The sequence below is a fragment of the Trinickia violacea genome (assembly GCF_005280735.1).
GTDB lineage: Bacteria > Pseudomonadota > Gammaproteobacteria > Burkholderiales > Burkholderiaceae > Trinickia_A > Trinickia_A violacea.
The window spans coordinates 711,707-724,036 of record NZ_CP040077.1 but is presented as its reverse complement, the minus strand read 5'-3'; the positions used below and the strand labels follow the sequence as shown (position 1 = coordinate 724,036).

Genomic DNA, 12,330 nt, shown 5'->3' with positions numbered 1-12,330 from the left:
CACACTCCCTCTGGACTGGCTGGTGGCTTCAGGTATCGGCGCTACAATCGAGGCGTCCATCGCATTGACGTCAGAACATGACCGCCGCCCCCTGCGTACAAGACGACTTTCTGCAGGCGCTCGTAAAGGACAAGACCACCGTAAACGTGTTCCTCGTGAACGGTATCAGATTGAGCGGTCAACTGGCCGGCTTTGACCAGTTTGCAGTTCTGCTGGAGTCTGGTCCAAGCGTGCAACTTGTTTTCAAACATGCCATTTCGACCGTGATGCCGGTCAATGGTAGGAGCCCAGCTCGCGACCCGAGCGGACGCGCCGGTGAATAGCGACAAGCCGAACAATTTGCGAGCTCCCGCCCGATGAGAACCGCAATGACATGCTGTGGCCTACGCTTCACTTGCGCATAGCCACGCGACGTCCACGTCGAGAAGTTCAGAAAGGCGCTCACAATCCGTACTCTTCGGAACGGTAACTCCGGCACGCCAAAGGGTCACGTCGCGTTCCGGTACACCGAGTGACTTGGCCACCCGACCGGAAGTAACCTTCGCGCGCTTGATGGTCATATCCAGCCGTGCTGCGAAGGCCCGCCTGGAACCGTTGTTATTGTGAGTGCTCTCCAGATGTGCATCTAACTTCTGGTGACGATTCATGGCGTGCAATGCTCCGCGTGACTCCATCCCGACCAAGCGTATGTGTTTCAAGCTACGAATGTATGACGCGGCAAAGAAGCTGATGCTTGCGGTCGAAAGCTAGTGCCCGCAAGGCGTGTCGTTCGCGTGTGAGCAAAGGCGCGTCGAAACACCTCACTCGACGAAGACTCTGTCGGAACACTTGCTCGAAGGCCCGCTCCTCTTTGGCGTCAACCGCTTTTGTCGCCTTCGGGTCGAGGAAGTTCCACTGTCAGAATACGGGCTTCCCTGGAAACAGAGGGACGTGCTGTTCCGCGACTTCGTCACATATCGCGATGATGACCGCTGGGCGAAAGCCCCATCGCAATGAATGGTGCAAACGAATCCAGTGGGTCGCTGCGAGGAAATACGCTTCTACACAGAGTGTCACGTGATAGGCCGACTCAATTGGCATCCCAACCGCCACCGTCCTGTAATGAAATCTTCGCCGTTTGCACCGCCTGCGTCTGTCGACGCTCGGAGGGACAGCATCGCGCAACCCAACGCTGATGTGGATGTACAGGCAATCGCTGCTGAGACCAATACGCCTGCGGAGCCGGTGCCGAAGATGCACGCCGACACGGGGCTTCCAGACGACGCGCTTCATCAGTTCGTCACCGTTGGCGCAGCTTGACTTATGGCACGGCGAGTGTCTCAATGCCTACCGGCCACGGAATTGGCCACCTGAACCACTCGTATGCTTTTGCGAATCGGCCGGTGGTCACGGACCTGCACTATGTCATCCGCACCCCGACACCGGTGGATGACCGCGCCGGACTTTCCCGCAGAACCAAGAACGGGCTGCCATACTGGCTGATGGGTTCCTAACTGCGCAGTTGACCTGCCCTCACCACAACGGCGGAGGGTCATCCAGCATCGTTCGTGAGACTGAAACATCAAGCCGGGCCGAACGCGACGGCACATCCGAGAATTGTTACGCGACAACGAGACGTTCGCTGAGCGCCTCCTTTATGTCCAGATTCGTGACTCCGGCGGGACAGAAGCCCAGCGAGCCAATCTTGACATCTTCTTTCGCCTGGCCGGCAAAATGCTGGAAGGCGATGGTTGGCGATACGGCACCTCAGCGAAAATCGACGCACTGTAGAGAAGGCTTGATATCACAACCCAGGTTAGAATTTTCACTTCACTCTCGTTGTTAAAGACGTTATTTCAGAACGGCCGCAGAATGCGGAATAGGTCCTCCACATCTTCCGCGTCTACCTACAACTAATGCCGGGCCGGCAAGGACCGGAAGACGCCCGCCATGCGCCTCGGTCTGGCCACACACGTCATCGAATTCGACGAACTGTCGGGGTTGTGCCGCCCACGCGCCTCCAGTGAGTTACTTCGTCATCGGATTGCAATGCGCGCAACTGTTGGCTGGCTCAAAGTAGACTTTCACGGTCGCGGGCTTGCTGCTGCTCACACCGTCGCTGACGACCAGCGAGAACACGTACACGCCGACGACAGTCGGCTTGAAGCTCGGCGTGGCCATGCTAGCGCCCGTGAGCGTCACCGTGGCCGGCCCCGAGACTTGCGTCCAGAGGTACGTCATTGGCTGCGGCGGGGTGTCCGGGTCGTAACTCTTGGTGCCATTTAACGTGACGCGTTCCCCAACCTCTCCTTCCCGGTTGGGGCCGGCATTGGCTACCGGTATGACATCGGCCGCAGTGGTGAACGTCACGGTATCGACTTCGAAGAAGGCGCCTCTGCCGTCATGAATCTGGACCGTAGCAATCGGGTTGCCCGTGGAGGTGACGGACACCAACGTATTAACGGCATTGGCGGGCGCAATCGCCTGCCCAACCAGGGTCCCCGAAGCGTCATAGGCGTAGATGCCGACATTGACGCCCGCGCCCTCCGAGAGGTACGCCGACACCGATTGAACGTTGCCGGTGACGGTGGGGTTCAAGGTAAACGTCATCAGGCCAAGTGGTGAGTAGGCTATGTTCGGCGGGGTGTTGGCAGGCCAAGGGCGAGATGTGGCGGCTAAAGCTGCGGCAGCTAAAGCGGTCGCGCCAGAAACCAACACCCCGAGATTCTCGTATTGGTTCGTAACACCGGTTCCCGTTTGAAATTCATCGAAAGTCAGCGTGGTCGTTGCCAGCGCACTCTGCGCTGCACCCAGTCCCATCAAAAGCGACACCACGCCCAATAGGAACATAAGATGTCTGCACACGGCGGGACTCCTTTGAGGAAAGGGGTTGTGGCGGGATAACAACCGGCTTCGCACGGCGTCGTGTGACGTGCATCGCCATGTCGGCGCCCCCAACGCAATGTCGATGGTCGTTGGTTCGATGGCGTTGCGCCCACGCTCGTGTTCCAGTAGCAGCTTTATCGCTGTAACCGCAAGCTGCTTCGCGCAAAGCCATCCGCACAACTGCACAATTAGTCGATGAGCACCAAAGACTGCGCCGTCCGCATGCTCGAGCCGGTCGGGCATCTCAACGCGCGCTGAGAAAGTTGGCGGCAGCTCGAGCCAGTCGAACAGTTCCGGGGCCGTGCCGAACGCGCGGTCGAGCGAATCAAGCAGATGTTCACCGCATCGCCGCTGCAAGCCGGCGCGTGGCAGGCGTCTTACGTCGGCGATGGTCTCGCAGCCGAGCCCGGAGAACCACTCTCCGAACGGGCGGACCTCCGGCACAGCCATCATCGGCAACACGGACAGCCGTTGTTCGAGCGATGCCAATTTCAGCACTCGACGGTTCCCGTATTTCGCAAGCAGCAATGCGCCCTGACCGGTAGGAGCCGCGCTGACGCGCGCGGTAAATCCCAGCGTCGCCAGCACAGCCTTTGCTTCGCGGCATAGCGCGAGCAGTCCTCCGAACAGACGCAGGCTCGCACCGACCTCCACAACGACTGTCGCTTCTTCAAGCAACGCAACCTCCGGCGAGAATCGCATTAAGGCCACTCCTACCTCAAGTTGTGCAGCCGCTTCGCGACCAGGGTCACGCTCGTACATCTCTGTATCAGGAGACAGGGTGAGCACCCCACCGCGTTTCAACCCAACACGCACGCCGGCCGCGCGAGCCGCGCTGTCCGCGATGACAACCTTGTCTTTCTCAAGCACAGCACTGCCGTGAGCTGGCTCAGGCGACCACTTCGGTCGGAATGCTTCGAGCGGCAGCTTCGGCAGATGAACGGCGAGAAAGACGCGCATGTCGGGAAAGCAAAACCGGGGTTGGTTGGAGGGGAATCGATAGGGGCTCTGCGCGAGAGGGCCCTCGTCGTTTCACGATATCGACAGTCAAGCCGTCGGCCGATGGTCTTAGCGCCAACCGCAAAAGCGCCGGTGACGAATCCTGTGCGGCGGAGAGGGGCCTCACCATCACAAAAAGCGTTTCCGACGACTGCGCTGCAAGGTGCAAACGTCGAAGTGATGACGCCTGCGCGTACTGCGTCCAGAAAATCAGTGCGCTGCAGCTACCCGCTCGAAGAATATGCTCCGCTGACCAGAGCGCGTCCGCAGTTTTATGCGCTTTCACGCGCAGCACTTGCTCGATGGGGAGACCGATGTAGCTCAGCCCAAGACCGTCCGGCTTATGTGGCGGCTGCACGAATGCAACCGGCCGATTCCCGACGGCGCTGAGCGCTGGCCGCAGCAAACGCAGCTCGCCCACGCCGGCTTGCTGCACCAGCAGGTCCACCAGCGCGCCGACTGGCCAGCCACCACCGGGCAGCTCCGCCGATAGCGCTGGATAGCCCGTTTCCACGATGCGACCGCGCCCCCGCGCGAGCTGCGAGGCTCGCCACAGGGACGGGTGAATCTCTTCGGCACGGACTGGAACTGCGACCATAGGTAGCGCAAGACACCTGTATATTTATACAGTATCCTATCCCAAAATCGCCGGTAGTGAACTGGCACTTTTTGGGAGCATCGCGCCATGGACGCCCGAGTTCGCAAACCGGTTGGTCATCCGATGCCGGAGATAGCCGCCTTCGTCGCCGAGCTGAAAGCGGCATTCGGCGACGCGGTCATTGACGAGGCTATTCGGCGCGGGAAGGCGGGCGAGCCGACCTTTTATGCCCGCGAAAATGGCCGCTCTGTCGGAACAGCCAGCACATCCGAGCACAATGTCTGGCGTGTCGACAAAACATTGCACGACAGGCACTATTGCGCAGGCTGCGACGGCGCATGCGTCGGCCAAGACATCCAGTGCAGCCAAGTAGCCGAATTTGCCTCGAAGGTTGGGAGATGAGATGTTGCGAGTGCTGAGTGTGATGTTGCTGGCGGGAGCCTCGATTGCCAATGCCGGCGAACACTACTCGGAGGTCTGGAATCCGCCGGAGGCCAGGCAGACGCCGCACGCCAACAGCCACACACCTCACAGGCCGGCGACACACCGAGTATCGGCAAGCCGCGCGACGAAGTCGAAACCAACCCGCGTCATGGTCAGCGCCCCGAAACCAATGAAGCACGCACACGTGGCGCATACCGTTCCTGTCAACGCCGCACCCCAGGTGCAGAATCTCCCACCGTTGCTGACACCCGGAGGTAACGTCCTGCGCGTCGATTCACATGGTCCCCTCCCAGAGGTGACCCGCTGATGGACGCGGAGCTTTACAAGGGATATTCAATCTGGGGACACGCCATCCGGCAGAGCCACGGGTACGCCGCCAGCGGCACCATTACGCGCAGCAATAAGCTCGTCGAAGCGTCGGGCGTGTTGGGCAGTTTTGAAAGCGAGGACGAAGGGGAGTTCGTTGGCCTCGACTGGTGCCGTGCGTGGGTAGACAGCCACGGTTGAGTTCGCGGGAGCAAACCGCAATCAATATTCGGCACGACCTGTACCCTAAGGGGTGAAGCCGCTTGGCAGCGGAGGTCGTCAGAGCTGCCGCAAGGCCGTTTTCATCCAGTCGTGAACTGCCCGGCTCAATTCCTGTTGTGACGTGTCTTGAGGTGAAAGTGCGGGACCAACAACCACCCGGATGTGACCCACCCCGTCAGGCCACCCCTTCGCGGGCCAAACTCTTCCCGCGTTGTGGACGACAGGGACGACCGGAGTGCCAGTCGCGCATGCCAGACGAATTCCGCCCGACGTCAGTCTCAATGGCGCACCGTGCGGCACCCGGGTTCCTTCCGGGAATATGACGACGACGTCGCCCTTTGCCAGCCGCTCGGCACATTCCTGTGTCACGGCCAGATGCGCCTGGCGCGGCGAGCCTCGATTCAGGCTGACCATGTCGAGGCCACGCAGCACCCATCCGAAGAACGGAATCCGCAGGAGGTCTTCCTTGAACACAAAGCTAATGCGTCGTGGAAACACAGCGAGGAACGCCAAGGTCTCCCACGTCGATTCATGGCGGCACAAGATTATTGAAGGTCCTTCCGGAAGATGCTCGAGCCCTTCCACCGAACATGTGATACCGGGCAGCCAGCGCATCACGACAACCATTGCGCGACACCACTGCGCCGCCAGCCAGTAGCGTCCGGACCTCCCGACGAAGGGGAAGAGCAACAGTATCCCTATCGAGTACAACGTTCCGCTGCCGAGCAAGTACACAATGAACAGCCATTTGATGAATGTGGAGCGCATGGTGAGCCGAATGAGGAGGGCCTGGCAGCAGGAGGTTTTCGTCGCTACCAATAGAGACTGCGCGGTAGGCGGTACGTTCGCGCGTCTGGCGCAGTTGAAGACCTGAGCATAGTCTCTCAGAAGAACCGGTGACGCCGACTTATGAGGAGACCATCGTGGAGCGCTCTGAATTCCTCGCAGCCACGCGGCAACTGGCAGCAGCCGCCGAGATTTTAGCCAAGGCCGGCCCCCAAGACTGGCGGTTCGATGCGTTCCAAATGCTCGCGTTCTTTCGCCGATTCGACCAACTTGGTCTTGGATTGAATGCGGTCGAGACGTCCGACGACGAGCTTTTCGCGCGCACCGGCGAGGCCGCACTCACCATGGCTGGGCGTAATGAGTTTGCCGCGTCGCACGCGCTTCTTACGCAGGCTCGGTCGCTTTTGCCCGCCACATGAAAGGCGCAGCTAAGAGCTTCAACTGCAATGTGCTCATCCGCATGCGCAACTTCTCTTGTTGCCCGACGCTGACCGCGATGGTTGGTTTGATTCGATGACGACCGAACTCTGGCAGAAGGCGCTGTGCTGGATGGAACGCTGAGGGGGGTAATCACCTGTTACCAATCTCGCACGACCGTTTCACCTGTGTCCGGACCCACCACCTACACTCCAAGCCGTGTTCCCCATGAATGCACGCGACGTGCGAGGAGTAGCGAAATGAACAGGAAAATTCTCGGCGCAGTATTGGGAGTCGCCGTCCTGGCAGTTTCGACTGCAGCGTCCGCCCACGTTGATGTGGCAATCGGTGTTGGTGTTCCTGGCGTTGTCTATGCTCCGCAGCCGGTCTACGTCGCTCCGGCCCCCGTCGCGGTCGCTTATGGCGGCTACGATGACGGGCGCGCGCGGGAGTGGCGTGAACACGAATGGCATGAGCGAGAGTGGCACGACCGTGACCACCGGGGTTATTGATGCGACGCCGATAGGCCGCATATCCAGCGCATACCAACGACGACTGACATTCCATGAAGAAATACCGACTCAAGATGCTCGCGGCGGTTACCACGGTAGCACTCGTGACAGCCGGAACAGCAAACGCAGCAGGCTGTATGAAGGGCGCGGTGGCCGGCGGCGTAGCCGGCCACTACGCAGGACACCACGCAGTTGTCGGAGCCGTCGGCGGCTGCATTGTGGGACACCACCTGGCAAAGAAGCATGCTGAAGAGCAAGCTGCACAACGTCAGGCGCCACGCGCGCAGTAGCGGGCGAAGCGAAGGCCGAGCACCACATCTGCGAGGCCGTCACTTATCCCCAGATTTTGTTGGCAAGGCTGTGAACAAGATGCGGGCAGCCGCGATAAGTGATTGATGCAATAGGCATTCTTGTCACTGGCACAAGAGCCAGCGAAGACACAAGCTCATGTCACTTCACTAAGCCCGCCGACATGTTTGAGCCGATGCAGTGGCATGACCCGGGTGGCTCGAGTCACTCGGCGGAACGAAATATTCGTCGTTCCGCCGGAAGATTAAAAGCCGTTTTAGGCCGCGGAGGTGGTGCTGGGTTCGACGGTAGCATCCGGCATAACGGGCGTTACGCTTCCGCGACCGGTTCTCCATTCGCTGATGCCTTCTTGCTTGCGACCGGCACGGCTTCCCTCAACGACGCCTTCTTCACCGGCGCCTTCGTGCTCGCAACTGTCTTCGCGCTCAGCGCCTTCTTGGCTGCATCCTTCTTCGCGACAACATTCTTAGCAGGCGTTTTCGCCGCTGCCGCTTTTTTGGTCGCAGTTTTCTTCTTGCTCGCAGCGGCTGGTTCCGTCGCCACCTCGGACCCGGCCCCTGCAATCAGATAAATCGAGCGGTCTTTGACGTTAGCAATCCACTTGGGCGGCCGAGCATGACCGCTCCATGTTTCGCCAGTCTTCGGGTTGCAGTATTTCGCTGGAAACCTGCCCTTCGTTGCGCTCTTGCTAACTGCCTTGAGCGCTGCTTTAGACTTGCTCACCACACCGGCGTCGGCTGCAGTACTTGCGCTGGTCTTCGCGGGGCAGAATTGTCGCAGGACTAGCCGCTGCACGCGACAATTCAGGTTGGGTGACCGCTCCTCGTTAACAGCTCGGCGCCTCTCCGTGCCCTTCGTTAGCGCACATCATGTCGACCGCCAAATAACGAGGGACCGGCATCAGGGAACTTTGGCATCGAGTTCTGGAAGCATGACAACGCTTTCCTGGGCCGTGGGTTCGTTGCGTGCGGTAACGAAGACGGCGGGCGTCGAGCCACGGTTGACGGCCACATGCGGAACGCCAGCAGGAGTAAAGATGTAGTCGCCAGGATGGGCCACTTGCCGGTCTTCAAGTTCCTCGCCTGTGTAAAACTCGACTTCACTTCCACTAAGCATGTAATGCGCTGAATCGTGGCGTTCGTGAATATGAGCCTTTGTTCTGCCGCTGGGCGGGATGGTCACCACACCGAGAAATAGCGTTTCGGAGCCCACCGTCTCATTGCTGATACCGGGGGCGTACACAGACCCTTGCTGGGACGTATAACTGGCTCCACTAGGAACGACGCAGCCTACTTTCGCTTTGGATGAGGTTCCCATTTTTCGCCTCCGGTAATCAGCCAATTTTTCGGTCAAGGCATGGCAATTCCTATTGACTACGTTGTCTCTTGTCCTGGCAACTAGCCAGGCCATCAATACCGTGGAAGGACATCTGAACCCACAGCCCGCCATGTCCAGTGCTTGATTTGTCCAGGCTTATTGGAGAGCATCTCTTTTTACTTCGTTGGAGGCACTGGAGTGAAAGCAGCGCACTGTTGGTGAATCGAATTGATTTCATTCTGTGTGTTCTGGTTCAGAACGACAGCTTTCAAGTCGGCTTCGGTTCTCCCTCCCCCGAACAAATCAATTTGGTAACCCGCCTGTACCGCATCGCCCACGTAAACTGTGTTCGCAGACCCACTGGTAAAGACTATGGTTTTCATCACGCCGTCGGTCTGCGGATTCGTCGCGTTCGTGCCGGGACATAACTTTCTACTGAACTGACCACCCTGCAACTCCCCTAGCATGGTGTAGCGGACGCGCCCATTGGGCTTGAGAGTGTCGTGGTCGCAGCCACAAAAAGTACCCTGCGAATCAAAGAAAGCGTATTCGAGCGCGAGTGTCAACGACGTGGGGTTGATGAAAACAAACTCTGTATTAGCAGTCGTTATTGCTGATGATGGGGGCTTAAAATCCGAAAAGCTGTCATCGAGCTTCCAGTGCCCAACCAGATATGGGCCAGAGTCTTCTGCTATTGCCAAGCCTCCATAGGCTAATATCACTGACAATCCAATCGCGACCGACAACCTTTTCATTTTAACCTCCATGTTTCCGAGGGATACGGCAAGGTTCTTTGTCTTTCTGCAAGACAAAGGGTGTCTGGGTTTATTGGATGGAACGATTACTGAGGAATGCCATGAGCACCATGCAGGCGGTCATGACCCGCACCAAAAGTCCGAACAAAGAGCGATTTTTCCTGTTCACGACAGCTCCATTAAGGAGGCGCTTGCACCGTCTCACGTCGTGGATGGGATGCTCTGGATTTAAGCCGATAAAACGGAAACCGGCGCATAGGATGGCGGATTGTTCGAGATATTGTCGCCACTCAATCTGCCTTCGATTGTCCAGCGCTCCCGCATCAATTTTGCCTGTCGTCTGGACCTGTCACTGATAAGCTGATGACGCCGGTGGTCGGTCATCTTCATCCAGCCCCGGATTTCCTCCAGTGTGCGAAAGCATCCTACGCAGAGGCGCGTCTTGCCATCAAGATTGCACACATCGATGCACGGCGAATTGACGGCCATGGTTCAGACCGCAATGCGGGTTGGATTCACGTCCACCGTCACACGTGAAAGTCCCTTGAAGCGCTTCAAGGCGGTTGGGGGCATGACTATTCATACGTTTTGCCCCGCCTCCGCCGGCGTAAGCGAACGCAGGCCGCCTTCAATACAGACACGCAGGTATATGCGGTCAGCTACTACGACGGCGTAAAACTGCTCGCCGACGCGATGGTCAAAGCTGGAACCACAACCGACAAAGGAAAAATCATCGCTCAGTTGGCGAAGACGGACTATAAGGGCGTGGCAGGCACCTATTCCTTCGACGACGACGGTGACCTGAAGGGAGCACCGACAACCGTGTACACCATCAAAGACGGCCTGCCTGTGCCGTATGGCCAGTGACGTCAATAAAGTAGTCACGAAGCATTCCTGAAAATTACGCTCGCTATTTCGACAGTTGAAGTACATGCCGGCGGCGAGGTGCTCCGTATCGCTACGAGCGGACTTCCTCGCCTCTCCGGTGACACCAACGCAGTCCGAATCTCATCCGGTGTTTTCCTTCGACCATGCTCGGCGCTTCGCGATGGATTCAAATGAGATAAGTCGAGGTTGCCTAGCCTCGATGACAGACGGCGCCTGATATCGGCTATACCGTCGCGGCGAGTTTGAATTCATCGAACCTAGCAACTGGCGGAGCCAGCTCTTTGAATTCGAGCCGGTCGACCAGCGCCGCATGCGCACCGTCGACCAGCCAATCGCAGATTCGGTCGAGTTGCTTGAGATTACCCTGCAACACCGCCTCGACAGAGCCATCCATGCGGTTTCGCACCCAACCGGTGATACCCACAGCCATGGCCTCCTCGATGCAAGCCTGCCTGTAACCTACGCCTTGCACGCGGCCGTAGACCCTGACCACTCGAGTCTGCAGGTCGCTATCGTTTTCGGGCGTCATCGCATGTCCCCTGAGGTTTGGTGAGGCGCAGAACGGGACATCCGGCGCCACTTCCTGCTACTCAGTCAGCATACGATAAGCACTCTAATGCCGAATCAGCCCCTGCCGGTCCCCACGCGTCTCGCACAGAGCAGCATACGCGTGACGGGAAAGCAATTGGGGGTAAGCTGAAGAGGAATCAATGCCGGCTCGTGTCGCGCGCGGGCTCCGTCGTTTCACGTTAGATACCAAGCAATCCGCGTTGCTCGAACGCGACGGCGGGATTTTTGCGATGTTGCATCGCATTCGGTGCACGCCTAGATTGGAGTCTTCTTTTTCATATCCATGATGATATGGGTTAGCCCGCCACCGCGCGGGCTGTTTTTTGGCGCCATCAGGTACGGGGACTGGAGTGACCAAGAAATACAAAGTGCTGTTTCTCGGCAGTGACAATTCAGCACGCAGCATCATGGCCGAGGCATTGCTGCGCGAGCTGGGCGGTCACCGGTTCGAGGCTTTCAGTGCCGGGGCCAAACCGGCATCCCGCGTTCATTCGCTCGCCATGGCGCAGTTGCGCCCGGGCATTTCCGACCTCGACCGACTCAATCCAAAGAGCTGGCTGGAATTCACGGGCGAGTGGGCCCCCAGGATGGACGTCGTCATTGCGATGGGTGAGCAGGTTGCCGAATACCACGCGCCTGCGTTTCCGGGACGGCCCGAATGTTGTCAGTGGAACATCCCGGACCCACTTGCAGTAATGGTGACCGATGCTGAGCGCGCTCGCTTGTTCAAAAGTGTCTTCTGGCAGATTCTGCGGCGGGTCAATCTTTTCATCTCATTGCCGCGGCCCTCTACCTCTGCCCCAAAATCCATGGGCGGCACGGAGCCAAGCTTTTCGGAATTGCACTGCCGTCTGTCGGCTGACCGTAGTCGGCAGGTGCGCCTCATCCATTGACACGCGCAACCGTCGTCTTTCCGGCAGGTCATCATCACGGTACGCGATAACGGCATCGGAGTTGCACACCGAAGCGCTTGAGCGCATCGCGGCAACTCGGACGCCACCGCGCGTGAGCATGTGAAAAGGCGTGTCCGGCGCACGAAGCACCAGGGTCTGGTCCACCTCCTGCACGGCCGGTTGGATGAACCCGGCATCAAGCAACGCTCGTTCCGATTCTTCCCAATCGCTGAACCGGAAAAAAGGTGGTCCCGGCGGCACTGGCACGTCGCTTGTCCCGTGCTCCTCGATTGCCCTCAGCACCGCGGCAAAGCCGACCGCCTGTGCGAGCGCGGCGAGGATTCCGGCCGCGCCAGTCCGCCAATGCGGTGGTTTCTTGCCGTTTTTTCTCAAACGCTCACAACTGATACGCCGTCCTTTCACGGGCGGCGTATCGCACGACGGCACGA

15 protein-coding genes and 2 pseudogenes are annotated in these 12,330 nt (G+C 58.8%); 8 read left to right on the top strand and 9 right to left on the bottom strand.

Annotated elements, in window-relative coordinates; all coding sequences use genetic code 11:
- Window positions 1-77 precede the first annotated feature (77 nt).
- Window positions 78-323: an RNA chaperone Hfq gene (gene hfq, locus FAZ95_RS03265; RefSeq protein ID WP_137331132.1), complete on the top strand. Its 246-nt coding sequence runs from the start codon at window positions 78-80 to the stop codon at window positions 321-323.
- 1,684 nt (window positions 324-2,007) lie between these two features.
- Here the strand turns inward: hfq and FAZ95_RS40995 are convergent.
- The 3 genes and pseudogenes from FAZ95_RS40995 to imuA all read right to left on the bottom strand — a co-directional run bounded on the left by FAZ95_RS40995 (window position 2,008) and on the right by imuA (window position 4,462).
- A complete protein-coding gene (locus FAZ95_RS40995) occupies window positions 2,008-2,589 on the bottom strand; it encodes a PKD domain-containing protein (RefSeq protein ID WP_496543831.1) in 582 nt (193 codons plus the stop codon).
- Between the two features lie 327 nt (window positions 2,590-2,916).
- Window positions 2,917-3,825, bottom strand: a pseudogene (locus tag FAZ95_RS03255) (Y-family DNA polymerase); the annotation flags it as partial.
- Window positions 3,755-4,462 (bottom strand): translesion DNA synthesis-associated protein ImuA, encoded by a 708-nt coding sequence (gene imuA / locus FAZ95_RS03250; protein WP_137331130.1) that lies wholly within the window; start codon window positions 4,460-4,462, stop codon window positions 3,755-3,757. The pseudogene FAZ95_RS03255 and the gene imuA, both read right to left, overlap by 71 nt.
- A gap of 87 nt (window positions 4,463-4,549) precedes the next feature.
- On the opposite strand from imuA, the gene FAZ95_RS03245 reads away from it, so the two are divergent.
- Both FAZ95_RS03245 and FAZ95_RS03235 read left to right on the top strand, forming a co-directional pair.
- Window positions 4,550-4,864: a hypothetical protein gene (locus FAZ95_RS03245; protein ID WP_137331129.1), complete on the top strand. Its 315-nt coding sequence runs from the start codon at window positions 4,550-4,552 to the stop codon at window positions 4,862-4,864.
- Between the two features lie 348 nt (window positions 4,865-5,212).
- A complete protein-coding gene (locus FAZ95_RS03235) occupies window positions 5,213-5,413 on the top strand; it encodes a hypothetical protein (protein WP_137331127.1) in 201 nt (66 codons plus the stop codon).
- 78 nt (window positions 5,414-5,491) lie between these two features.
- Here FAZ95_RS03235 and FAZ95_RS03230 read toward each other — a convergent pair whose 3' ends face one another.
- Window positions 5,492-6,202, bottom strand: coding sequence for a lysophospholipid acyltransferase family protein (locus FAZ95_RS03230; RefSeq protein WP_137331126.1), 711 nt, complete (start codon window positions 6,200-6,202; stop codon window positions 5,492-5,494).
- A 155-nt stretch (window positions 6,203-6,357) separates the two neighbouring features.
- Here FAZ95_RS03230 and FAZ95_RS03225 point away from each other — a divergent pair, with 155 nt between their 5' ends.
- From FAZ95_RS03225 to FAZ95_RS39720, 3 genes are all read left to right on the top strand, one after another.
- Window positions 6,358-6,639 carry a hypothetical protein gene (locus FAZ95_RS03225; protein WP_254699796.1) on the top strand — a complete coding sequence of 94 codons (282 nt, stop codon included), beginning with the start codon at window positions 6,358-6,360 and terminating at the stop codon, window positions 6,637-6,639.
- 258 nt (window positions 6,640-6,897) lie between these two features.
- Entirely contained in the window at window positions 6,898-7,149 is a 252-nt protein-coding gene (locus tag FAZ95_RS03220) for a hypothetical protein (protein ID WP_137331125.1), read from the top strand.
- A 53-nt stretch (window positions 7,150-7,202) separates the two neighbouring features.
- Complete coding sequence (locus FAZ95_RS39720) at window positions 7,203-7,439, top strand: hypothetical protein (RefSeq protein WP_217497423.1); 237 nt, start codon at window positions 7,203-7,205, stop codon at window positions 7,437-7,439.
- Window positions 7,440-7,767: 328 nt separating this feature from the next.
- On the opposite strand, the gene FAZ95_RS03210 is transcribed toward FAZ95_RS39720, so the two are convergent.
- The 4 genes from FAZ95_RS03210 to FAZ95_RS03195 form a co-directional block, all read right to left on the bottom strand.
- Complete coding sequence (locus FAZ95_RS03210) at window positions 7,768-8,184, bottom strand: H-NS family nucleoid-associated regulatory protein (RefSeq protein WP_254699795.1); 417 nt, start codon at window positions 8,182-8,184, stop codon at window positions 7,768-7,770.
- Between the two features lie 174 nt (window positions 8,185-8,358).
- Window positions 8,359-8,811 (bottom strand): cupin domain-containing protein, encoded by a 453-nt coding sequence (locus FAZ95_RS03205; protein ID WP_217497422.1) that lies wholly within the window; start codon window positions 8,809-8,811, stop codon window positions 8,359-8,361.
- Between the two features lie 140 nt (window positions 8,812-8,951).
- Window positions 8,952-9,530, bottom strand: coding sequence for a hypothetical protein (locus tag FAZ95_RS03200; protein WP_137331123.1), 579 nt, complete (start codon window positions 9,528-9,530; stop codon window positions 8,952-8,954).
- Between the two features lie 228 nt (window positions 9,531-9,758).
- A complete protein-coding gene (locus tag FAZ95_RS03195; RefSeq protein WP_137331122.1) occupies window positions 9,759-10,019 on the bottom strand; it encodes a DUF1289 domain-containing protein in 261 nt (86 codons plus the stop codon).
- Between the two features lie 135 nt (window positions 10,020-10,154).
- On the opposite strand from FAZ95_RS03195, the pseudogene FAZ95_RS03190 reads away from it, so the two are divergent.
- Window positions 10,155-10,397, top strand: a pseudogene (locus FAZ95_RS03190) (branched-chain amino acid ABC transporter substrate-binding protein); the annotation flags it as partial.
- A gap of 244 nt (window positions 10,398-10,641) precedes the next feature.
- Here FAZ95_RS03190 and FAZ95_RS03185 read toward each other — a convergent pair.
- On the bottom strand, window positions 10,642-10,947 hold the full coding sequence (locus tag FAZ95_RS03185) for an acylphosphatase (RefSeq protein ID WP_137331121.1): 306 nt from the start codon (window positions 10,945-10,947) through the stop codon (window positions 10,642-10,644).
- A gap of 391 nt (window positions 10,948-11,338) precedes the next feature.
- Here FAZ95_RS03185 and FAZ95_RS03180 point away from each other — a divergent pair, with 391 nt between their 5' ends.
- The gene (locus FAZ95_RS03180; protein WP_137331120.1) at window positions 11,339-11,881 is read left to right on the top strand and encodes an arsenate reductase ArsC; all 543 of its coding nucleotides are present in this window, start codon (window positions 11,339-11,341) and stop codon (window positions 11,879-11,881) included.
- The last annotated feature ends 449 nt before the right edge of the window (window positions 11,882-12,330 follow it).